The sequence below is a fragment of the Kribbella sp. NPDC051587 genome (genome assembly GCF_044453945.1).
Taxonomy (GTDB): Bacteria; Actinomycetota; Actinomycetes; order Propionibacteriales; family Kribbellaceae; genus Kribbella.
The window spans coordinates 198536-220435 of sequence record NZ_JBITDE010000011.1 but is presented as its reverse complement, the minus strand read 5'-3'; the positions used below and the strand labels follow the sequence as shown (position 1 = coordinate 220435).

17 protein-coding genes are annotated in these 21900 nt (G+C 68.2%); 11 read left to right on the top strand and 6 right to left on the bottom strand.

From position 1 onward, the window contains the following. Positions 1-61: 61 nt before the first annotated feature. The 3 genes from ACIA49_RS31980 to ACIA49_RS31970 all read right to left on the bottom strand — a co-directional run bounded on the left by ACIA49_RS31980 (position 62) and on the right by ACIA49_RS31970 (position 9886). Positions 62-298, bottom strand: coding sequence for a hypothetical protein (locus tag ACIA49_RS31980; protein WP_396381515.1), 237 nt, complete (start codon positions 296-298; stop codon positions 62-64). Then, positions 292-6726 (bottom strand): RHS repeat domain-containing protein, encoded by a 6435-nt coding sequence (locus ACIA49_RS31975; RefSeq protein ID WP_396381513.1) that lies wholly within the window; start codon positions 6724-6726, stop codon positions 292-294. The genes ACIA49_RS31980 and ACIA49_RS31975 overlap by 7 nt, the downstream gene beginning before the upstream one ends. Positions 6727-6865: 139 nt before the next feature. Further along, a complete protein-coding gene (locus ACIA49_RS31970; RefSeq protein WP_396381512.1) occupies positions 6866-9886 on the bottom strand; it encodes an AbfB domain-containing protein in 3021 nt (1006 codons plus the stop codon). Between the two features lie 56 nt (positions 9887-9942). Here ACIA49_RS31970 and ACIA49_RS31965 point away from each other — a divergent pair, with 56 nt between their 5' ends. Further along, positions 9943-10998: a LacI family DNA-binding transcriptional regulator gene (locus tag ACIA49_RS31965; protein ID WP_396381510.1), complete on the top strand. Its 1056-nt coding sequence runs from the start codon at positions 9943-9945 to the stop codon at positions 10996-10998. On the opposite strand, the gene ACIA49_RS31960 is transcribed toward ACIA49_RS31965, so the two are convergent. Then, positions 10974-11348 carry a VOC family protein gene (locus ACIA49_RS31960; protein ID WP_396381509.1) on the bottom strand — a complete coding sequence of 125 codons (375 nt, stop codon included), beginning with the start codon at positions 11346-11348 and terminating at the stop codon, positions 10974-10976. The genes ACIA49_RS31965 and ACIA49_RS31960 overlap by 25 nt on opposite strands. 53 nt (positions 11349-11401) lie before the next feature. Between ACIA49_RS31960 and ACIA49_RS31955 the strand changes: the two genes are divergently transcribed. The 8 genes from ACIA49_RS31955 (at position 11402) to ACIA49_RS31920 (ending at position 17458) form a co-directional block, all read left to right on the top strand. After that, positions 11402-11566: a CopG family transcriptional regulator gene (locus ACIA49_RS31955; RefSeq protein WP_391541893.1), complete on the top strand. Its 165-nt coding sequence runs from the start codon at positions 11402-11404 to the stop codon at positions 11564-11566. Further along, positions 11563-12207: a VOC family protein gene (locus tag ACIA49_RS31950; RefSeq protein WP_396381508.1), complete on the top strand. Its 645-nt coding sequence runs from the start codon at positions 11563-11565 to the stop codon at positions 12205-12207. The genes ACIA49_RS31955 and ACIA49_RS31950 overlap by 4 nt, the downstream gene beginning before the upstream one ends. After that, on the top strand, positions 12204-12677 hold the full coding sequence (locus ACIA49_RS31945; protein WP_396381506.1) for a GNAT family N-acetyltransferase: 474 nt from the start codon (positions 12204-12206) through the stop codon (positions 12675-12677). Before ACIA49_RS31950 ends, ACIA49_RS31945 begins: the two co-directional genes overlap by 4 nt. Further along, a complete protein-coding gene (locus tag ACIA49_RS31940; RefSeq protein ID WP_396381505.1) occupies positions 12674-13909 on the top strand; it encodes an MFS transporter in 1236 nt (411 codons plus the stop codon). The genes ACIA49_RS31945 and ACIA49_RS31940 overlap by 4 nt, the downstream gene beginning before the upstream one ends. 35 nt (positions 13910-13944) lie before the next feature. Beyond that, positions 13945-14769, top strand: a complete 825-nt coding sequence (locus ACIA49_RS31935) for a GNAT family N-acetyltransferase (RefSeq protein WP_396381504.1) — start codon at positions 13945-13947, stop codon at positions 14767-14769. Between the two features lie 24 nt (positions 14770-14793). Then, on the top strand, positions 14794-15165 hold the full coding sequence (locus ACIA49_RS31930; RefSeq protein WP_396381502.1) for a hypothetical protein: 372 nt from the start codon (positions 14794-14796) through the stop codon (positions 15163-15165). 101 nt (positions 15166-15266) lie between these two features. Further along, complete coding sequence (locus ACIA49_RS31925; protein WP_396381500.1) at positions 15267-17030, top strand: proline--tRNA ligase; 1764 nt, start codon at positions 15267-15269, stop codon at positions 17028-17030. Between the two features lie 5 nt (positions 17031-17035). Beyond that, complete coding sequence (locus ACIA49_RS31920) at positions 17036-17458, top strand: HIT family protein (protein ID WP_396381498.1); 423 nt, start codon at positions 17036-17038, stop codon at positions 17456-17458. A 220-nt stretch (positions 17459-17678) separates the two neighbouring features. On the opposite strand, the gene ACIA49_RS31915 is transcribed toward ACIA49_RS31920, so the two are convergent. After that, positions 17679-18305, bottom strand: a complete 627-nt coding sequence (locus ACIA49_RS31915) for a TetR/AcrR family transcriptional regulator (protein ID WP_396381496.1) — start codon at positions 18303-18305, stop codon at positions 17679-17681. A gap of 77 nt (positions 18306-18382) precedes the next feature. Between ACIA49_RS31915 and ACIA49_RS31910 the strand changes: the two genes are divergently transcribed. Both ACIA49_RS31910 and ACIA49_RS31905 read left to right on the top strand, forming a co-directional pair. Continuing rightward, the gene (locus ACIA49_RS31910) at positions 18383-19933 is read left to right on the top strand and encodes an FAD-dependent oxidoreductase (protein ID WP_396381494.1); all 1551 of its coding nucleotides are present in this window, start codon (positions 18383-18385) and stop codon (positions 19931-19933) included. Between the two features lie 59 nt (positions 19934-19992). Next, positions 19993-20769 (top strand): TSUP family transporter, encoded by a 777-nt coding sequence (locus ACIA49_RS31905; RefSeq protein WP_396381492.1) that lies wholly within the window; start codon positions 19993-19995, stop codon positions 20767-20769. Between the two features lie 6 nt (positions 20770-20775). Here the strand turns inward: ACIA49_RS31905 and ACIA49_RS31900 are convergent, their stop codons facing one another. Then, positions 20776-21882: a cytochrome P450 gene (locus ACIA49_RS31900; RefSeq protein ID WP_396381491.1), complete on the bottom strand. Its 1107-nt coding sequence runs from the start codon at positions 21880-21882 to the stop codon at positions 20776-20778. Positions 21883-21900: the final 18 nt, after the last annotated feature.

Below are 21900 nucleotides of genomic sequence, written 5' to 3'. Positions count from 1 at the left end.
CGTCGAAAGGACCGGACACCGTTTCGGTTCAGCTCGAAACGGTGCCCGGTCCCGGTGCCGATCAGTCCGGCGCGGTGAGCCCGAACTCGGCAGCCACCCGGAGTACCAGGCCGAGGTCGACCGACTCCTTGGCCACGCTCAGCTCGACCCGGTCACCCCGCTCGGTCAGCGTGAACAGCTGGCCGCCGTTGTCTCCGACGGTGATGTCCCAGACCTCGTAGATCATTGCGGTGTCGGCGGACCCGTCGGCCAGCTCGGTGACCTCGATCAGCCGGCCGTTGTCCTCCAGCATCACCACGGGTTGATGAGGCCCACGAAGTCCTCCCCCTTCCGCCCGTTGAAGCGTGCCGCCGAGTCCGGCAACCGGTACTCGCTGACCTTACCGAAGTCCTTGTGGGTGTACTGCTGGACAGCCGTTCTCGGATCCTCCAGCAGGTTGCGCAGGGTCCTGCTGCCGGCGCCGTTCACCTCCTTGTCGGGGACGTGCTCGTAAACGCTGTTGGCCCGCTTGCCGCCGGCCGTCCGGCGGTGTTTGGCGTACGACTGCCCGACCTCGGTCCGGCCCTTGACCTTCGACGCCTTCTCGGCCGAGGTCATCATCCGCTCGACCTTCTGAGCGGCCCGGGCGATCTGACTGGCCCGCTTGATGCTCGACGCGACCCGGACCAGGGCCATCACACCGCGCACGGCCAGGATGCCGACGCCCCCGGTCAGTGCTCCGACGGCCACCTCGAGAGCGATCTCGGCGACCACCTGCAGGATCATGGCGCGGTTCTCGTAGACCCATTTGGCGGCCTTCTGCGCCACCGCGGCGACCTGATGGGCGACCGCCTTGGCCGTTTTGACCGCCGCGGCGGCAGCCTTCTTCAGCTCACCGACGGGATCCTTGCGGATGTCGTTGACCTTCTTGGCCACCTTGACCGCGACCTTGATCGCGGTCTTCACCACGGTCTTGATGGTCTTCTCGATCTTCTTGATCACTTCGACCGGGTGGGTGACGACGTACGCGACCGCCTCGACGACCTTCGTCGCTGCGTCCTGCACGTAGTTGATCACCGTCGAGGCGACGTTGATCGTCTCCTTGAACGTCTCCACGACCCGGTTGGTGACCGTGGTGGCGACCGTCTTGATGCTCTCGACGATGCTGCTGAACCACGACATCCCGTCGGGGTCGCTGAAGGTGATCGGGTTGTTGTTCCCGTACACGTAGGCGTTCAGCGCCTGGGGGTCGTCCGGGTTCATCACCGGGTCGACCGAGATGAACTTGCCGATCGTCGGGTCGTACTCGCGGGCGCCGAGATGGACCAGACCCGTGCTGGCGTCCTCGGTACCGTCCACGAAGCCACGCTGGCCCGGCCACGCCGCCGGTGCGGTCCCGCGGCTGTTGCCGTAGGGGTCCTGCCGGCGCTTCTGCACCGTCTGGGCGGCGTTGTCGCTGACCGCCGTGGTCGACGTCGCGTGGTGGTCCGCGCCGAGCCAGGTCAGCTCGCCCTTGGACCGGATGGCGATCGTCTTCTCGCCGTGCTGGTAGTACCGGGTGCCTTCGGCAACGGTCGCGTTCGGCTTGAGCAGCAGCTCGGTGTCGCCGAGGTACAGCGTCGTCCCGGTGTTGTCCTTGCGCAGCAGCCGGGTGTTGTTGGCGTCGTACAGGTAGCTGGTCTCCTGGCTGCCCTTGGTGACCTTCTCCAGGTTGCCGTCGGCGTCCCAGCTGTAGTTCTCGCCGACTCCGGCGACGGTCCGGCTGGTCCGGTCACCGGTACCGTTGTAGGTGTAGCTGTCGGTCCGTCCGCCGGCCGGCATCCCGGTACCGGTGGTGACCACCTTCTGGACCGCGTGCGGCTGCGCCTGCCCGGCGTTCGGGTAGGTGTAGGTGGCCGTGGTGGAGCCGCCGTTCCAGGTCTTCGTCTCGGTCTGGCGATTGCCGATCTTGTCGAACGTCCACGACTGCCAGTACGGCGCCGGGCCACCCAGCCCGGCCGCGGTCGGAGCTGCCGAGCAGTCACCGGCGTTGTTGTCCGCGTCCGGGGCCGGGGTCCAGGCCGCGGTCATCCGGCGCAGGTAGTCGTAGTTGAAGCACTGGGTGTCGGTCTTCTCCCCAGTGGTCGCCGACGGGGTGTCGGTGATCTGCTTGATGTTGCCGGAGTCGTCGTAGCCGTACTGCACCTCGGAGATCCGCCGGGGCAATGTCTCCTTCTCCGTGACCACTGCCTGGAGCCGGCGGGAGCCCGTCTCGTACTGGTAGCCGAGCTGGACCCACTTGCCTCCGGTCGAGCCCAGCGTGACCTTCTGGACCTCACCGAACGGCGTGTACGACGTACCACGGACATACGTGGTGGTGTCGGACTTCAGGGTGGAGGGCTGGTCCTCGGCGTCGTAGCCGTGGGTCAGCGTCTCCGCCGGCAGGCCGCCGACGCCGGGAAGCTTCTCGGTGTCGACGGTGCCGTCCTCGCGGTAGGTGCTCTCGAACCGATAGGTACCGGCCAGTGCGCCTTCCGAGGGCGGGATGACGTACTCGTTGCCGAGGGCCCGGCCGACGGCGTCGTAGCCGGTGACCCGGTTGGTGAAGGCGTTGCCCTTGGCGTCGTACCGGGTCGACGAGGTCGGCATGCCGGCCAGCAGCGTGTCGAACGTCCACTCGGCCCGCTTGGGACCGGCCAGGGTTCCCTCGTGCACCGACTTGCTGCGGCCGAGCTCGTCGTAGTCATAGGCGAGAGTGCCGCTGGGGTCGGTCTTGGTCGCGATCCGGTCGAGGTCGTCGTAGGTGAAGGTGGTGATGCCCTTGTCGGGGTCGACCTCCTTGGTCTTACGGTTGCGGACGTCGTACTCGTAGGACCAGCGGTTGCCCGCCGGGTCCTCGACCGCCTGCAGCAGTCCGCGCTTGTCGTAGGTGTAGGTGGTCTTGTCGTAGGTGCCGGACGCGGTGTCGCCGGTGAACTGGCGGTACTCCAGCAGCCGGCCCTGGACGTCGGTGATCCGCTGCGTCGGGGTCTCCCCGTTCGGCGGCTCGACCGCCTCGCCGTCACCGGTGTACAGGTGCTTGGTCTGCCACTTCACCGAGTTCTCGGAGACGAACTTCTCGACCGTCGGACGGCCGGCCAGGTCGTACTCGGTGACCTTCTGGGTCGGCAGCTGCGCCTCTTCCGGGATCGCCACCTCGGCGACCGGCGGGGCGTCGTTGTAGTACGGCCCGTTCTCCTTGACCTCGAGACCGCGGCTGTCGTAGAGCGCCTCGTTGACGACCCGGCCGCCACCTTGCGCGGCCTGCTGGGTCTGGCGCGGGCGCATCAGGCCGTCGTACAGCTGAATGGTGCTGTCGATGCTGCCGTCGGTCTGCAGTGTCTTGGTCGTGACCGACATCGGCGCGTCGGAGTGGATGCCGTAGGTGTATTCGACGTCCGGGACGGCGGAGTTGTCGGAGGCCGCGGACAGGCCCGCGACATTCGCACCGGCCTTGCCGGCGGTCTTGGCGGCGAAGGTGGCCGAGCCGCTGTGCCCCGGGTACCAGACCTTGGTGGTCCGGCCCAGCGGGTCGTAGGTGGCCTCGGTGCGCTTCCCGGCGATGTCGGTCGTGGACAGCTGCGTGCCCCAGGCAGGCTCGAGCTCGATGGTGGTCTTCTGCCCGACCGGGTTGGTCGACTCGACCTTCGTGACCGGACCGGCGCCGGCCGGCGTGTAGCTGGTGACACTCTTCTGGCCGATGGTGTTGGTCATCTCCACCGTCCGGCCGAGGGCGTCGTACTTGACGGCGCTCGCGGTCTGGTACTGCGGAGTGCCGTCGGCGGCGAAGCTCTTCAGCCGCTCGGTCTTGGTGACATTGCCCTTGGTGGGGGCGGCGTCGACCGAGGTGGCGTCGTCGTAGTAGGTCCGGACGTCGGAGATGACCTGGTCCTGCGCGTACGTCTTGCCGCAGGCCACGCCGACGGTGAGTTCACGCTTCGGGACCTCGACGATGCCGAGGGCATCGTTCTTGGTGTACTCCATGGTCGTGCAGGTGTCGTCGGCCGCGGTGCTCAGGTCGTTGAGCTTGTTGCTGCTGAGCAGCACACCGTTGCCGTCGTACGAATTCGTCGAGACGCTCTGCCGCTCCTTGCCGCCCGGAAGTGTCTCCACCTGCCGGTTGCCGGACTGCTGGGTCTGGAACGCGCTGGTCGTTCCCCAGCTGCGGACCCGGGTCGATGTCGGGTCCGACACCCACTGGTCGGTGATCGTGCGGTCGACGAGCTCGGTGCCGTTGTAGTTGGAGACCTCGCGCGGCTGACCGGACAAGGGCGACAGGTCGGGGACCTCGGCTCCGGTGGAGTCCTTGATCGTGACGTGCTTGACACCGCCGGTGTCGTTCAGCTTGTCGCCGTCCATGCCGCGGTAGAAGCGGTTGACGGTCAGGGTCTGCGGACCACCGGCGTTGCCCTTGCGGACTTCGACCAGGTCGTACCCGCGCCACTGCGACCAGGTCTTCTGGCCGATCTCGACGAGGCCGTCCTCGTCGTCGTGACGCCAGGCCGGCGGCCGCGGGTAGCTGACCGTCGTGACCATCGGCTCGGTCCCCGAGATCAGGTCGCTCTCGGTCACGGTCTTCACGACGTACTTGTGGAACCAGTCGGTGCGTTCGGTCGTCGAGCCGGGCGGGGTCCACTTCATCGGGTGGCAGCGCCGCTCGTTGGTTGCCGGGGCCGGGACGTCACCGGGTTTGCAGTCGGTGGGGTAGTACTCGACCGCCAGCTGCCCGCCGGTGCCGTAGTTGACGCGGTTGATCCGCCACCACTTCATCTCGGGCAGGTTGTCGCCGACCGCGTCGACCCGGTTGGCGAGCTGGACACCGTCGAAGTTCACCTCGGGAATCGCGATCCCGCCGGCGTTGCCGACGTGACCGGCCGAGGTGATGGCCTCCAGCCACAGCCCCGGCTTGGTGCCGTCGCTGTTGTCGGGGAAGGTGTGCCGCAGGGTCCAGCTCGTGACCGGCGTGAAGGTGGTGCCACGCGCGACCTCGGTGCTGATCTTGGACAGCTTCCTGGTGGTGAAGAACGTCGCGTTGAACTTGTTGTCGCAGTTGGCCGGCGGCGCGCCACCGGCGCCGATGCAGCGCTGGTCGAGTGGGACGTCGGGGTAGTCCGCCGGGGCCGAACAGGTACTGCCGTCCAGGCAGCGCTCGGTCGTGGTGAACTGCACCCGGCCGACCGGTGGTGTGGTGTAGAGCGCGCCTTCGCGCTGGCCGTACTCGATGGTGCGGATGTTGCCGCCACGGATGTACGGCGTCACCGCGGTCGCCGTCTGGTTGCGGCCGTAGTAGTTGGGCTCGGTGTCGTAGTACAGGCTCATCGTGTTGCCGTGCCGGTCGACGACGTAGTCGAGGTTCCACTTGTAGGTCTGCTGGCACCACGAGTCGGCGAAGGCGGTCTGGTGGCACTGCTCGCCCTGGTGGTTGCCGAACACCGGGACCGTCCAGCTGGAGTTCGTGCGCTGGGTGGACGCACCGGGCAGCTTGTTCAGACCGAAGTAGTACTTCGTGCCTTCCTTGGTCGTCAGCAGCCAGTGCTCGCCCCGGGTCTCCGGGGTCGCGCCGTCGTCGCCGTTGTCGGCGCCGGACAGCTTCTCGATCCGCGAGCCGTCGTCGTTGCGTGGACGCCATTTCCCGGTCGCGTCGTCGCGCACCAGTTCGCCGCCCTTGCCGTTCAGCGTCATCGTGGCGTTCTCGGTGGCCCAGCACAGATCACCGGTGACCTTCGTGCCGTTGTTGCCGGAGCTCTCGGACTTCGAGCCGCAGGAGGCGTAGCGCTGCTCGATCGAGCCACCGGGGTTGAGGTCGAAGCCCTGGCCGGCCCAGGTGGGCTGGTTGTTCGTGGCCGAGGTGCGGCCGTCGACACTGCCCGAGGAGTAGCTCAGGGCCAGTTGCGGTGTCGGTCCACCGTTGCTCGGCGGAACGCTCATGGGGTAGTTCCAGGCGAAGTCGCCGGAGGAACCGCCGACCTGCCAGGTCGCCGTCGGAGCGAGGGCGGAGGCACCGAAGTTTCCCGCGCCTCCGTCGGCGGCGGCCACCATGGCGTACGTCGTACCGGTCGCTGCGACCGGTACGTCGCCGGTGAGCGTTCCCGACCCGTTGTTCTGGACGGGTACGGCCTTGCCGGTCGACTGGTCGATCAGCCGCAGCCGGGTCGCCCAGTCGCCGCCGAAGGCGTCCCGGAACTCCTCGTAGCGCAGCTGGAGCGAGACCTTGCCGGCCTTCTTGAGGCCGTCGGCGCGGGTCAGCTTGACGGTCAGGCCGTCGGTCGAGCGGCGGGCCAGGTCGACCTTGAGCTTGGTGGGTGTCACGTCGGCGGCGGTCGCCGCGGAGGTTGTGCGGGCCGGCGCGGCGCCGATCCAGATCGGCAGCTTGCCGGCCTGGGCCTTGGCGCCGGCCTGACGACCGCCCGCGAGCATCGCCGACCAGTCGGACGACACGGCGGGTACGGCGACCTCGGCCGAGCCTGCCGCCGGCCAGGAGACCTTCCGCGACGCGGGTTTCGCGGCTGCGGCCTCGGCCGCATCCGCGGTTTTCGGTATCGGCTTGAAGTTCTTGGTGGGGACGGACTTCTCCTTCTGGGGCTTCCAGGCAGGGTCGTCCTTGAGGGGTGCGGCGTTGGCCGCGGGGCCCCAGAGGGTGGCGATCAGGGCGGAGGCGACCGTGGTGGAGATCGCTATCCGGCCGGTCCGGCGCCAGAGGTGGCGCCGGCGTGAGTGGGCACTGGGCATGGGTGCTCTCTTCGGGACGGTTGGGCGTGGGCCCTGGTATTCCAACGATTGACCGGTGGGTGCGGCAACCCGTTCCACCCTGCTCGAAGTCGTCGATGGACCATTCGAACAGGGTCGAAATCGGAAACCGAAATCCCGGCTAGCGGAGCGAGAACTCCGCGGCGGGGGTGGTGCCGGGGCCGATCTGGAGTTGGCCGTCGGCGGTGTGCCGGATGGTGCTGGCGGGGTAGTTGTGGGCCCGGAACATGCGGCCGTCGGGGTGGAAGGTGGCGTCCGCGCGGTAGAGGGGTTGGTTGCTGTAGGCATCCAGTCGGAGGAGGCCGTTGGCGTGCCGGAGGTAGGAGCCGGGGTAGTTGACGGACTGGAAGGCGACGGCGTCGCGATCGGCGAGGCCGGCGACGACGCGGAAGTCGAAGTCCGCGTCGGGGCTGCCCGCAGGTTGACCGGGAAGGTCGATGCGGGCCAAGCCGTCGCGGTGCCGCCAGAACTTGCCGGGCTTGTCGACGGACTCGATGCGGTGGGTGTCGTTGACGGCGAACGCCTGGATCTCGGCGAGGCCGTTGTTGAGGCCTTGGCCGCCGGCGACCTCGAAGAGCAGCGAGGTGGTGGTGCGGGCCGGGAAGTTGACGACGAGGCCGGTGCCGGAGTTGTCGATGCCGGAGACGGTGACCTTGCTGCCGTCGCTGAAGGTGAGGGTGCCGCCGCGCGCCTGGTCCTCGAGGTTGCTGCGGTCGAACAGGATGACCTGGCTGAGGCGCTGCGGAGTTGCCCAGGTCAACGTGAGCTGGGGATTCACCTCACCGTTGGAACCCCATTCGCCCGCGAACCATTGGTTGACCACACCGTCGGTCGCGGCCGGAGCGCCGTACGCGGGATCGTTCTGGTACGCCGATGATGCCGTCGCCACGGCGCTGGAGGCGATGTTCGGGGCGGACAGGGTGCGGATCTGCGACAGGCCGACGTTGCTGCCCGAACCGGCCGCGGCGAACTTGACCCACGTCACTGACTTGGCCGGGAAGCTCACGACCTTCGCCGAGCCGTCGGCCGGGATACCGGTGATGGCGAGGCTGCTGCCGTCGCTGAAGGTCAGAGTGCCGCCGGTGATGTTGCTGACGGGATCGGGGCGGTCGTTGAGGACGATGCGGTCGAGCTGGTGTGTGTTCACCCAGTCGATCCGGACCGACGGGTTCGTCTCGGTCGAGACCCACTCCGAGGCCGGGCGGCTGTCGATCGCGTTGTACGGCGAACCCGTGCTGGCCGTGATGGTGCCTTCGCGAGCGACGTCAGCACCGTCGTACACCTGGATCTCGGACAGGCCGACGTTCAGGCCGGCGCCGTTGCTGACCTCGAGCCGGACCGACGTCGTACTGCGCGGTGCGAAGGTGATGTCCTTGGCGAGGCCGCTGTTGGGTAGTTCGGGGACTGGGACGGTACTGCCGTCGCTGAAGACGAGGCGGCCGGCGCGGATCTGGTCGGTCGGGTTGGCGCGGTCGAACAGGACGACGCGGCCGACGGCCTGCGCGGTGGGCCAGGCGAGTGTGAGGGTCGGCTTGAGCTCCTGGTTCGACGCCCATTCGCCGGTGGCATGGACGCCGACGGTGCCGTCGATGACGTTGGCGGCGGTGAGTTGCGGGTCGGCGGAGCTGACCGAGGAGGCGGTGGCTGTCGCGGACCGGGCGAGATTGTTGCCTAGGGCATTGGTTCCGAGTCGGACACCACCGACCGAGTACGGCGGAACGGTCAGCCGGAGGTTCGCCGTACCGCTGCTGAGTGTCAGTGGGAGCGAGGACTTCGGGGTGACCGGGTTCTGGTTCGGGCCAGCCTCGAAGAGGTTCGCAACGGTCGAGCCGGCCAGACCCTTGAGCTGCAGGGCGACTTCGAGGGGCTCGGCGGTGTTGTTGACGACCCAGCTGACGTTGTCGCCGCCCGCGGTGGTGGCGGCGCCGAAGCCCGTGGAGGGGTTCGGGGGAGCGGAGACCTGGCGGAGTCTGCCGACTCCGTCGCCGAGACCGAGGTCGCGGGAGAGCAGTTGGTAGGCGCGGGCCCGGGCCGGGAGCATGCCGTTGCTGTGGACACCGAAGAAGTCCGCGTCGATGGCTTCGTCGTTGTCGGCGAAGACGTTCGCCCCGGCCGCGCGCTGGTTGTAGAGGTTCGTCAGCCGCAGCGCCGAGTAGCTGAGGTTGCGGGCATCGCTCGCGTTCATCAGGACCCGCTCGTAGGCCGCGGAGTAGTTCCACTCGGTCACGTAGATCGGGATGGTCGGCCGGCCCTGCGCGGCCGCGTGCTGCCGGATGGTCTCGACGGCTTCGCCGCGGTACTGCGTGTACGGGTTGTACTCGTGGTAGCTGAGGAAGTCGAACTTGTTCTTGAGATCCGGGTTCGCCAGCAGCTTGTCGACCCAGCGCACCCCCTCGTCCGGCCAGGACACGGCCGGTCCGCCGATCGGGATCTCCTGGTCGACGCTGCGGATCGCGTCGTACGCGTGCTGGTAGATCTGCTGGTAGGCGACGAGCTGGCCGTCGGGCGTGGTCTCCCAGGGCGACTTCTTCAGGTTGAGGAAGCGCTCCAGGTTCGGTTCGTTCCACACCTCGATGAGGTCGACCTTGTGGCGGAACCGCAGGTAGATCTTCTTGACGACGTCCTCGTAGACGCGGAAGCCGGCCGGGCCGTTCGGAGGACTGGTGTCCGGCCACTTGTCCGGGTGGTAGCCGAGCCAGTCGGCCGAGTAGCTCAGGATCAGGATCGTCTTGGTGCCGCGCTGGTGATGCGCGTCGATCCAGGCGTAGTCCTGCCAGTTCCAGGTGTTCGGGTCGGAGACGCTGCCCGGCTTGTCCCCCGCGTCGACACTGGCCTGGTAGTCCTCGATGGTGCTCTTGGGCAGGATCTGCTGCAGGTAGGCGTCACCGCGGACGAAGCGGGTGCCGGCCTGGTGCAGGGTGTCGATCTTGGCGGTGTCGGTGAGGGACGGGACATTGATGCCGGAGCCGAAGACCTCGGCGTACGCCGGGCCTTTGTCGACCGAGAAGTCGGCGGTCATGGTGGTCGCGGCTGCGGTTGCTGCCGGGGCAGCGGTGGCCGTGGAGTGTAGTCCGGCGGCCAGCAGGGCGGTGGTCAGTGCGGTAGTCAGGGCGGTAGTCAGGGCGGTGGCGAGGAGTCGCATGATCGAACCGTAGGATTTAATGCATTAACACGGCAAAGGATTCGAGGGTGGTGCAAATGCTCCCCAGGTACGAGCAGGTGAAGCGGGAGTTGCTCGCGCTGATCGCCCAGGGCGGTCACACCCCGGACCGGCCGTTCATCACCCAGCGCGAGGTCTGCGAGCGGTACGGCGTCAGTACGACGACTGCGATCCGCGCACTGAACGATCTGGTCGCCGAGGGAGTGCTGGTCCGGCAGCAGGGGCGCGGGACGTTCGTCGCCGAGCGCCCTTCGCAAGAGCCTGCACCGCTACGGCGGCGTGCGGTCGCGCTGGTGATTCACGGGCAAGGGCCGGTGAAGGAGGGGATCATCAGCGGCGTGGAGTCGCGGTGCGAGGAGCTCGGGTTCGAGCTGGTCCTCTATGACAGCAAGGGCTCGCTGGAACTCCAGGAGCGCGCGCTCCGGCGTGCAGTGGCGGGCGGAGTGGGTGGGATCGCGCTCTACCCGGTGGAGGGTTCGTCGCAGGTACTCCGTGAGCTCTCGCTGCCGGTAGTGCTGATCGACCGGTACCAACCCGACGTGCCGACCGACGCGGTTCTGGCTGATCAATTCGCCGTCGGGTACGAGCTCACGACGTACCTGATCGGATTGGGGCACCGTCGGATGGCCACGCTGTGGGGCGAGGTCGACTGCACCAGCGTGCGGGACCGCCTCAGTGGTCACCAGCAAGCGCTCCGCGCTCACGGCCTGGTGACCCGGCCGGACCTCACTGCGCTCACCACGCACCAGTTCCTGACCCCTGAGGCCCGCAAGGCTCGGTTGGCCGCGCTACTGAACCACTCCGAGCCGCCCACCGTGCTGCTGTGCTCAGACGGCTTCATCGTCACGACAGCCGCCCGCGACCTCGCCCATCTCGGCTACGAGGTCCCCGGCGACATCGAACTGGCCGGGATGGACGATGCCGGCCCCGCGAGCGTCCTTCCGCTCACCGTCGCCGCCGCGTCTCTTCCGGTGCACGACATGGGTCGCGCCGCGGTCGACCTGTTGGCCAACCCGGCCGCCCCGCGCAACGTCGTGCTGCCGATCACCCTGCACAAACGCGACACCACCTACTTGCGCGTCGTCCACTCGTAGAGCTCCACGAGGACGCCGTGCGGTCCGGCGACGTACGCGGAGGTCGTCCCCCAATCGGTGTCCACTGCCTCGAGGGCGATCTTGCCGCCGCGGCCGCGGATCTCCTCCACATCGGCGCGGACGTCGTCACTGCGGAACTGCAGCAGGGTGCCGCCGTGCGGGCCGAAGTCGTCGATCATCGCCCCGGTGTGCAGGGCGATCGTGATCGCGCCCGCCTTCACCTCGGCGTACCCCTGGCTCGCGTCGCCGTCGACCTCGAGGCCGAGGACGCCGGCGAAGAAGTCGGCCAGGTCCTGGTTCTTCTCGGCTGTGTCGCTGAGCAGGCCGAGGTGGTCGAAGCTCAGATTCATCGTCGCTCTCCCTGGGTTGACTGGTAGCTCTCTAGGATGCTAGCAATATAGCCATGAGCGGTGACGGTGACAAGAAGGTGCAGTTCAACGTGTACCTGCCGCCGGGGCTGGTGCGGCGGGTGAAACACAAGGCGATCGACGAGGCGGCGAGTCTGTCGGCCCTGGTCGAGCAGGCCCTGACGGAGTACCTGGACAAGCATGGAGAGGCACGCGGATGAGTGACGTGGTGGTGCGGCCGTTGCGGTTCACGGACCAGGTGGCGGAGATGCGGGCGTTCCTGGAGACGCTGGGACTGCAGTCGCGGCTCGAGTCCGAGAGCGGGGGCTGGGTGGACATGCTGGCTGGGCGCGGGATGGTCGCACTGCACAGCGCGGCGTCCAGCTCGACCGGTGGGCAGCAGGGACAGACGCGGCTGTCGTTCGAGGCCGCTGACATCGACCGGCTGAAGGATGCGCTGGAGAGCGCTGGGTACGGCGACGTTGCGATCTGGGACGAGGCCTATGGGCGAGTGCTGCGCGTGTCGGGGCCGGCTGGTGAGAACCTCTGGATCGACGAGCGCAACGACGACCTGTACGGCTACAAGCTGGGCAGCGGCCGTCCGGACGAGCGGGTGACGCTCACGCCGTTGCTGGACGCCGCGAGCCAGGCAGGGTGGCAGAAGCTGTTGGCCGTGCTCGGACTGACCGACACCTTCCGGTTCGGGTCGCCCGGTGATGAGGTGCGGCTGGAGTTCACCACCACCGAGCCGCTGGACGACGTACTCGAACGGTTGACTGCGGCGGGTCACAAGGTCACGCGCGTTGACGACACCCTCGAGATCACCGACCCGGACGGCCAAGCCGTCGTTGTCCGCGGATGATCGCCGTACGGCGGGCTGTGGTCGCGGACGTCGACGCGGTGCGGCAGATCGGGCTCACCACGTGGCCAGTCGCGTACGCCGGTCTGGCGTCCCCTGAGTTCATCGCCGACGGACTAGCGCAGTGGTGGTCGCCTGAGGTGGTCGAGCGCGGCATCCGGACGGGTATCACCTTGGTTGCCGAGGAGAACGACGTACTGATCGGCATGGCTGGCCTTGGGCAGAACGACGGCTTCTGGGTGCTCTGGAAGCTCTACGTGTTGCCGGACCAGCAGGGGAAGGGCGCAGGCAAGGCTCTGCTCGACGCTGCGGTCAAAGAACTCCCAGCCGGTACGCCGGAGCTGCTGCTCGATGTCATGGTCGACAACAAGAAGGCGATCGGCTTCTATGAGGCCTACGGATTCGGAGCGCCGATTACGACTCCGGATCGGGAGCTCGGAGATGAGCTGATGTGGATGAGACTCGGGCTATGACGACAGCAGTACCGCCAGTGCGGTTGCGGGACGATCCGGACTTCCGGCGGTACTGGTCCGCGCGGGCGCTGTCGATCACCGGGTCGATGGCGACGGCTATTGCGTTGCCGGTGCTGGTCTACCGGCTCAGTGGCTCGACCGTGCTGACGGCTGCGGTGACTGCGCTCGAGGCAGCGCCGTACCTGCTGACCGGGCTGTTTGCTGGTGCACTGGCCGACCGATGGAACCGGCGGCGCGTGATGGTGACGGCCGACCTCGTGAACGCCGTACTGATCGGCTCAGTGCCAGTAGCGCAGTTGCTCGGGGTGCTGACGGTTGTGCAGGTGCTGGCGGTCGCCTTCGTCGTACAGGCGGTCTATACGTTCTTCGACGGCGCGAACTTCGGAGCGCTGCCGGTGCTGGTCGGCCGTGACCGAGTGGCACAGGCGAACTCGGCAGTCTGGTCGACCTCCAGCTTGATCGAGCTCTTCGTGCCACCACTGGTCGGACTGTCGCTGGCAGTCCTCAACCCGGCCGGACTGCTCGCGTTGGATGCTCTGAGCTTCGTGGCGTCTGCACTGGCGGTGCGCGGCATCGTGCGGGCGATGTCGGAGCCGCGCGACGGCCAGGCGCCGCTGCGGCCGCGGGTGGTGCTCAGAGACATCTCCGAAGGAGTCCTCTACCTGGTGCGCCACCCGGGCGTCCGGACGATGACGATCGTGGGCAGCCTGCAGTCCTTCGCGGGCGGCGGCTTCATGGCGCTGATGGTGGTCTGGTGTGACCGCGTGCTGCACGTCGGTACGTCGGGACTCCGCTTCGGACTGGTCTGGGGGACGTGGGGGATCGGTGGGCTGATCGCCGCACTCGCCCTGCCGCGGCTGCTGAAACGGCGGACTCCGGCCGTGATCACGCTCTACGCACTCCCGGCGTCCGCGGTGATCGGAGTGCTCGCGCCGCTGTCGCCGGACTGGGTGGTGGCCGCGTTCGCCTTGCTGGTCTGGGGTTCGGCGTACGTGCTGGTGATCGTCAACTCGGTCTCCTACCGGCAGCAGGTCACACCGGAGCATCTGCTCGGCCGGGTGAACATGGTTGGCCGGATGCTCTCCTGGGCGGTCGGCTGGACCCTGGGCGCGCTCGTGGGCGGGTTGCTCGGCAATCAGCTCGGCATCCGGAGCGCGATGGTGCTGGTCGGCACCGCCAGTTTCGTGGGCGTCATTGTGGCCTGGACCTCACCACTGCGGCACCCCCGTTAAGTGCCTTCGGGTGATTCATCCGCTAGGTTCTGCGCGTGGGCGTACGGGTTCTCGGTCCTCGTGACCTCGCGGCGGCGCGCGCGGTGATCGCCCGTGACCCGGTCGTCAACGTGTTCGTCGACAGTCTTGTGCAAGCGTCCGGACTCGATCCGCGGCGTGGCGCCGAGGTCTGGGGGTACGTCGACAAGGGCGTGCTCGAGGCGTTGTGTCATGCCGGCGGGAACATGGTTCCGGTCGGCGCCGACGATCCCGCGCTGCGCGCGTTCGCGGCGTACGCGCTGCGCCGGGGGCGGAACTGCTTCCAGATCCTCGGCCCGGCCCGCGCGGTCGACCTGCTGTGGACCGCGCTCGAACCGCACTGGGGCCCGGCCCGGGAGGTGCGCGGCGAGCAGCCGTTCATGGTGATCGAGGGCGCGCCGGCCGTCGAGCCCGATCCACTCGTCCGCGCGGTCGAGCCGGTCGAGCTGCCGATCCTCTACCCGGCGTGTGTCGCGATGTACACCGAGGAAGTCGGCGTACCGCCGCAGACCGGGCCCGACGGGACCTTCTACCGGTCGCGGGTGGCCGAGCTGATCCGGGCCGGCCGGGCCTTCGCGCGGATCGAGGACGGCCGGGTCGTGTTCAAGGCCGAGGTCGGATCGGTCGGCACCGGGGTGTGCCAGATCCAGGGGGTCTGGGTGGACCCGGAGTACCGCGGGCAGGGGATCGCCGCGCCGGGGATGGCGGCCGTGGTCGAACTGGCCCGGCAGATCGCGCCGGTGGTGACGCTCTACGTGAATGCGTTCAACACTCCGGCCCGGCGGTCCTACGAGCGGGTGGGCTTCCGGACCGTCGAGACGTTTGCCACCATCCTGTTCTGATTACCCGGTAGTAAGGTGGCGCCCATGGCGTCCCGAAGCAAGACCACGACCGGCCTGTCGGCGCTGTTCGGCGTCCTCGGAGTGCTGCATTTCGTGAAGCCCGAGCCGTTCGAGAAGATCGTGCCGAAGGTGCTGCCGCGGAAGAAGGAGCTCGTCTACGCCTCGGGTGTGGCCGAGCTGGCCTGCGCGGCCGGGCTGCTGCACCCGAAGACCCGCCGGGTGGCCGGGCTGATGAGCGCCGGTCTGCTCGTGGCCATGTGGCCGGCCAACGTGCAGATGGCCACGGACATCCAGCGCAAGGGGTCGCCGCGGGCCAAGGCGATCGCCTGGGGACGGCTGCCGTTCCAGATTCCGCTGATCAAATGGGCACTGAAAGCCTCCCGCGAAACGAAGTGACGCCGGCCTGGGACAACCTGCCTGGGGATAATTGGTCGGGCGAGCTCCGGGAGACGGATATCCTCTGAGACGTCCTTTGTTCCATCTCTTTTGGAGTTCCCGTGATTCTGCGTATGTCGTCGCTGTTCCTTCGCACCCTTCGCGAGGATCCGGCGGACGCGGAGGTCCCGAGCCACAAGCTGCTCGTCCGCGCCGGCTACATCCGCCGCACGGCGCCCGGTGTCTACACCTGGCTGCCGCTCGGTCTGCGAGTGCTGCGCAAGGTCGAGCGGATCGTCCGCGAGGAGATGGACGCGATCGGCGCGCAGGAGCTGGTCTTCCCGGCGATCCTGCCCCGCGAGCCCTACGAGGCGACCGGCCGCTGGACCGAGTACGGGCCGAACCTGTTCCGGCTCAAGGACCGCAAGGGCGCGGACATGCTGCTCGGCCCGACGCACGAGGAGATGTTCACCCTGGTGGTGAAGGACCTCTACTCGTCGTACAAGGACCTGCCGCTGTCGATCTACCAGATCCAGAACAAGTACCGCGACGAGGCCCGGCCGCGGGCCGGCGTGCTGCGCGGGCGTGAGTTCGTGATGAAGGACTCGTACTCGTTCGACATCGACGACGCCGGCCTGGCCGCGTCGTACGAGGCGCACCGCGGGGCGTACATCAAGATCTTCGACCGGCTCGGGTTCGACTACGTGATCGTCCAGGCGATGTCCGGGGCGATGGGTGGATCGCGCTCGGAGGAGTTCCTGGCGATCGCCGAGAACGGCGAGGACACCTTCGTCCGCTCCGCCGGTGGGTACGCCGCGAACGTCGAGGCCGTCGTGGTCGCGCAGTCCCCGGCCGTCGACGCGTCCGCGGTCCCGGCGGCCGAGGTCGTCGACACCCCGGACACCCCGACCATCGACACCCTGGTCGACGCGCTGAACGCGAAGCACCCGCGCACCGACGGCCGCGACTGGACCGCCGCGGACACCCTGAAGAACGTGATCGTGATGCTGGTGAACCCGGACGGCTCCCGCGAGCCGCTGGCGATCGGCGTACCGGGGGACCGGGCGATCGACGAGAAGCGGCTGGGCGCGCAGGTCGAGCCGGCCGAGGTCGTCGCGTTCGAGGAGTCCGACTTCGAGAAGAACCCGGCGCTGGCCAAGGGCTACATCGGGCCGGGCGTGCTCGGTTCGGAGAACGCGTCGAAGATCCGGTACCTGCTCGACCCGCGGGTGGCCGAGGGCTCGGCGTGGGTGACCGGTGCGGACAAGACCGGCTTCCACGTGATCAACCTGGTGCACGGCCGCGACTTCACCGCCGACGGCACGATCCAGGCCGCCGAGGTGCGCGACGGTGACGACGCGCCGGACGGTTCCGGCCCGCTGGAGTCGGCGCGCGGGATCGAGATGGGTCACATCTTCCAGCTCGGCCGCAAGTACGCCGACGCGCTCGACCTGAAGGTGCTCGACCAGAACGGCAAGCTCGTCACGGTCACCATGGGTTCGTACGGCGTCGGTGTCACCCGCGCGGTGGCCGCGATCGCCGAGGGCAACCACGACGAGCTCGGCCTGGTCTGGCCGCGCGAGATCGCTCCCGCCGATGTCCACCTCGTTGCCACCGGCAAGGATCCCGAGCTGTTCGCGAAGGCCGCCGAGATCGCCGCCGAGCTGGAGGCGCGCGGTCTGACCGTGCTGTACGACGACCGCGAGAAGGTCAGCCCCGGCGTGAAGTTCAAGGACGCCGAGCTGATCGGCGTCCCGACCATCGCCGTGGTCGGCAAGGGTCTCGTCGACGGCACCATCGAGGTCAAGGACCGCCGCTCCGGCGACCGCGCCGACGTCCCCGTCGCCGACGTCGTCGAGCACCTCGTCACCACGGTCCGCAGCTGACCCCAGTGGACTGCACGTTCTGCCGCATCATCGCAGGACGCCTCCCTGCCCGGTTCGTCCACCAGGACGACCGGGCAGTGGCATTCCTCGACATTCGCCCCCTGCGGCGAGGGCACACTCTCGTCGTACCGCGTGCTCATGTCGCCGACCTGGCCTCCGACGGCGCCGCCGAGGCCATCGCCGATGTGGCCGCGGCCCTGCAGGCAACCTCGCGCCTGCTCATCGACCGCCTTCCCGCTGCCGGCCTGAGCGTCCTCCAAGCCAACCGCGTCGCCGGCGGTCAGGAGGTCTTCCACCTCCACTTCCACCTGGTGCCGCGGTGGACGGGTGACCGCCCGCTGAATGATTGGTCCGAGGATCCAGGGGCCTCGACGACGCTTGACGAGATTCACCTGCAGCTGGGCGGCGGAACGCAAGACCAGGCCTGAATCACCTGCTGCCCGGCGTAACGCGTTGCAATGAACCTTGTACAAGGGTTCTTGAGTAATCCCCAGAGCGTGCTCCTTCAAGGTGCATAAGGCGAAAGGCTTGGCTAGCGTCCGAAAACACGCCGACCACGTACTGCGATCGTTCGGACGTTGGCTTTGGGGCTTGCGTAGCGTCCGAGAACACGCTGACCACGTACTGCGATCGTTCGGACGTTGGGGGTTAAGTGAGGCCGAGGTGTTTGGTTAGTAGGGCGAGTTGGTTGGCGTAGTGCTGGATGAACTCGGGGGAGCGGGGGTCGGTCTGGCAGAGGCCTTCGATGACGTGGGGGAGTGTGGTGGTCGCCATGGCTGCGCCCATCAGCATGACTAGCAGGCAGGCTGGGTCGAGCTCCGCGGGCAGGGTGCCGGCTGCTTGTAAGGCGCGGATCTGGTCGACGGAACGTTGTAGGCGATCGGCGCGGGGTTGGTGATCGGCGTCGGATGCTGGTCCGGCGTACTCGAGGCCGCCCCACGCCAGTAGCCGTACGCCGTCCGGGTTGTTCAGGGCTTCGAGTGCGTACTGGCGGGTCTGCTCGGCCAGGGTCTGGTCGGGGCCGACCAGCTCGCTCTCGCGGTCGCGCCAGGCGGCCGAGATCGCCTGGTAGAGGCCTTCCTTGCCGTCGAAGTAGTACGAGATCAGCTGCTGGTTGACCCCGGCCCGGGTGGCGATCGCGGCGATCCGCGCGCCGGCGAAACCGTGGGCGGCGAACTCGGCGACGGCCGCGTCGAGGATCAGCTTCCGGGTGCGTTCGGGGTCGCGTTGCCGCTCACCCGGTTCCGGCGAGCGACGCGGACGCGGTGTGCTCATGACGCTGATCATACAGCCGCCTGCATCAATCATCCATCTGGTTGACAAGATCATGAGAACACATGATCATCGATGGCATGACCACTGACCACACACCCGTCCTGATCGTCGGCGGGGGAGTGACCGGCCTGTCGCTGGCGCTCTTCCTGGCCCGGCAGGGGATTCGCCCGCTGCTCGTCGAGCGCCACCCGTCGACCGCGATCATGCCGAAGGCGCGCGCGTTCAATCCGCGCTCGCTGGAGGTCTACCGCGCGCTCGGCCTCGAGGACGAGATTCGTGCGCACACGTCACTGCTCGCCGACTTCCCCGAGATGATCGGCGCCGAGACCCTGGCCGGTGCCGAACGCTTCCGCTTCGACCTGCTGGCGCAAGTGCGTCCGCCGGAAGGCGTGAGCCCGACCGACTGGGCGCTGATCGACCAGGACGACCTGGAGCGCATCCTCCGCGCCGAGGCCGTGCGCCACGGGGCCGAGATCCGCTTCGGCACCGAACTGGTCTCCTTCGAGACCACCGACGAAGGCATCCGCGCGGCGCTGCGCGACGTCGAGCAGGACGTCGAGTACGCCGTACGAGCGGACTATCTGGCCGGGGCCGACGGGCACCGGGCCGGCGTACGGCATGAGCTAGGCATCGGTGCCGAGGCGGCGACCGAGCTCGGGCACGCCATGCATTTCGTCTTCGAAGCCGACCTGAGTGAAGTACTTGGCGATCGGCGCTTCCTGCTCGCCTACCTCGATCGGCCAAGACCAGGAACGGTGATCGCGCCGCTGCAACAGGTCGGTCGCTGGATGCTCGGCGTCCCCTATGACCCCGATGGTGACGAGGTCTGGACCGACGAGCGCTGCATCGAACTCGTCCGTCAAGCGACCGGTGTGCCGGACCTCGACGTGAAGATCGTCCCCATGGTCCCTGGCTGGACGCACAAGGTGTCGAGTGTGCAGATCGGCGGCTGGGTGGCACATCGGTACCGCGACGGCCGCGTGTTTCTGGCCGGCGACGCGGCGCACGTCGTACCGCCGTCTGGTTCGTACGGCGCCAATACCGGCATCGCGGATGCGCACAACCTGGCCTGGAAACTGGCCGCCGTGGTCAACGGACAGGCGGGCGACGCGCTCCTCGACACCTACGAGGCCGAGCGTCGGCCGGTCGCCGAAACGACCTTGCGGGTCGCGCTCGACCTTCTGCACAACCGCCACGCGGGGTCCGCCGAGGACATCCAGCGGATCGACGACATCACGATGATCTTCGGCTACCGGTACGCGTCGGCCGCCGTACTGACCGAGCCCACCGACCCGGGCGGCGCCGTCGCGGATCCGCGCGAGTCCAGCGGGCGACCGGGACTACGAGCGCCGCACGTCTGGATCGGTGACCAGGTCTCCACGATCGACCTGTACGCCGACAGTTTCGTCCTCCTGGCGGGGTCCGATGAGTGGGCCGATGCGGGCGCGAAGCTGTCCGACGAGGTGGTCGTGCACGGGTTCGACGGAGCGCTGGACGCCTATGGAATCAAGGGGGACGGCGCGGTTCTCGTTCGCCCGGACGGGTTCGTGGCCTGGCGATCCGTCGGGGCGTCGGCCGATCCGGAATCCGAGCTGCGCGAGGTGCTGGCCGCCGTACTGGCGCGCTGAGGTGGGATGGGTCACGTAAAGGTTGTTTGGGACAATGGCCTTACCAGACAATGGCGCGTGTGCCTGACATCTCCACCTGGACCCTGATCTTCCTCGTACTGGCCGCCTTCTCGGCGGGCTGGATCGACGCTGTGGTCGGTGGGGGAGGTCTGCTGCAGTTGCCGGCGATGCTGCTGGGGCTGCCGAACGCCTCACCGGCGCAGATCCTGTCCACCAACAAGATCTCGTCGTTGTTCGGTACGACGACGAGCGCGGTCACGTTCGGCGTCAAGGTGCGGCCGGACAAGCGGACCGTGATCCCGCTGGCGATCCTGGCCGGGCTCGGATCGGCGGCGGGAGCGTTGGTCGCGACGCGGATCCCGATGTCGTGGTTCAAGCCGATCGTGCTGGTCCTGCTGATCGGCGTCGCGATCTACACGGCGATGAAGCCGACGCTCGGGGCGCGGACCGCGTTGCGGTTCGACGGTCGCGAGCACTATCTCGCGGCGTGTGGGGTCGGGGTCGTGATCGGCTTCTACGACGGTGCGGTCGGCCCGGGGACGGGGTCGTTCCTGATCTTCGCGCTGGTCGGACTGCTCGGGTACAACTTCCTGCAGGCGAGCGCCAAGGCCAAGATCGCCAACGTGGCCACGAACCTCGGCGCGATCGGCATCTTCGCTCTGCACGGCGCACCGTTGTGGCAGCTCGGTCTGATCATGGGCGCGGCCAACATGGTCGGCGGTCTGCTGGGTGCGCGCACGGCGGTGGCGCGCGGCAGCAAGTTCGTCCGCGTGGTCTTCCTGGTTGTCGTCTCCGCCCTGATCCTGCGCCTCGGGTACGACGTCTTCTTCGCCTGAACGGGATCAGGCCGACCAGGTCACGTTGAGCGCCGGCACCTTGCGAAACACGAGGCCGCGCGGGGCTGGTGAGTCGGGCTGGAGTTGCAGGTCGGGAAGGTCCAGTACGGCGGCGACCGCGGTCTGTGTCTCCAGCCGGGTCAGGTGCATGCCGAGGCAGATGTGCGGGCCGCTCGCGAAGGCCAGGTGGCGGCGCGCGTTGGTTCGCCGTACGTCGAAGGTGTCGGGGTCGGTGAAGATCTCGGGATCACGGCCGGCTCCGGCGAGCGAGACGACGACGAGGTCGCCGCGGCGGATGTGGGCGCCGGCGAGTTCGATGTCGCGGGTCGCGTAGCGGTCGACGACGGCGGCGGCTGGTTCGAGGCGGAGGGATTCCTCGAGGGCGTTGGGGAGCAGCGCGGGGTCGGCCCGGACGAGGGCGAGCTGGTCGGGATGGGTGAGGAGATGCCAGAGGGCGTTGGTGATCATGCCCTCGGTGGTCTCGATGCCGCCGAACATCAGGACGGCGGCGTTGGCCACCACCTGATCGGTGCTGAGGTCGTGGGCGGCAGCGGACAGCAAGCCGTCGGAGTCGATGCCTGAGGCAACGTGTTTGTGCAGTTCGGCGAAGGCGGCTGCGCCTTCCGGGGTGACGGGTCGGCCCGCCGTGACGCCGGTGACGGAGTCGGAGATCGCCGTGTACCAGTCGAGGACAGTGGCGGCGGAAGCCTGGGGGAGGCCGAGCGCGTACGCGACCACCGCCACCGAGAGGGGACCGGCCAGCGTCGTCCGCAGGTCGGCGGTGTCGCGCAACCTGGCGAGCAGGTCGGCGACGGTGGCTTCTACGGGTTGAGTGAAGCGGCGGCGGGTTTCTGGAAGCGTGAAAGGGGACTCGAAGGGCCGGCGGTGGGTCGCGTGGGTGGGGCCGTCGAGGGAGAGCATGGACGGGCCGACGACCTGGGCGGTCGAGAAGCGGGGATCGTCGACGGTGAAGGTCTCGGGGTCGCGCATCACAGCGATCGCCAGGGCTCGGCCGCTCACCACCCAGCCGCCCAACGCGTCCATCCAACCGATCGGACGGATGGCGGCCACTGCGGCATGCGGGTCGCGTTCCAGCTCTTCCAGGGTGACCATTTCACTAGCCTAATCAGG

Coding starts and splice junctions, on each gene's coding strand:
- ACIA49_RS31975 (WP_396381513.1), bottom strand. CDS start 6,726: ATGCCCAGTGCCCACTCACGCCGGCGCCACCTCTGGCGCCGGACCGGC.
- ACIA49_RS31970 (WP_396381512.1), bottom strand. CDS start 9,886: ATGCGACTCCTCGCCACCGCCCTGACTACCGCCCTGACTACCGCACTG.
- ACIA49_RS31965 (WP_396381510.1), top strand. CDS start 9,943: ATGCTCCCCAGGTACGAGCAGGTGAAGCGGGAGTTGCTCGCGCTGATC.
- ACIA49_RS31960 (WP_396381509.1), bottom strand. CDS start 11,348: ATGAATCTGAGCTTCGACCACCTCGGCCTGCTCAGCGACACAGCCGAG.
- ACIA49_RS31955 (WP_391541893.1), top strand. CDS start 11,402: ATGAGCGGTGACGGTGACAAGAAGGTGCAGTTCAACGTGTACCTGCCG.
- ACIA49_RS31950 (WP_396381508.1), top strand. CDS start 11,563: ATGAGTGACGTGGTGGTGCGGCCGTTGCGGTTCACGGACCAGGTGGCG.
- ACIA49_RS31945 (WP_396381506.1), top strand. CDS start 12,204: ATGATCGCCGTACGGCGGGCTGTGGTCGCGGACGTCGACGCGGTGCGG.
- ACIA49_RS31940 (WP_396381505.1), top strand. CDS start 12,674: ATGACGACAGCAGTACCGCCAGTGCGGTTGCGGGACGATCCGGACTTC.
- ACIA49_RS31930 (WP_396381502.1), top strand. CDS start 14,794: ATGGCGTCCCGAAGCAAGACCACGACCGGCCTGTCGGCGCTGTTCGGC.
- ACIA49_RS31915 (WP_396381496.1), bottom strand. CDS start 18,305: ATGAGCACACCGCGTCCGCGTCGCTCGCCGGAACCGGGTGAGCGGCAA.
- ACIA49_RS31910 (WP_396381494.1), top strand. CDS start 18,383: ATGACCACTGACCACACACCCGTCCTGATCGTCGGCGGGGGAGTGACC.
- ACIA49_RS31900 (WP_396381491.1), bottom strand. CDS start 21,882: ATGGTCACCCTGGAAGAGCTGGAACGCGACCCGCATGCCGCAGTGGCC.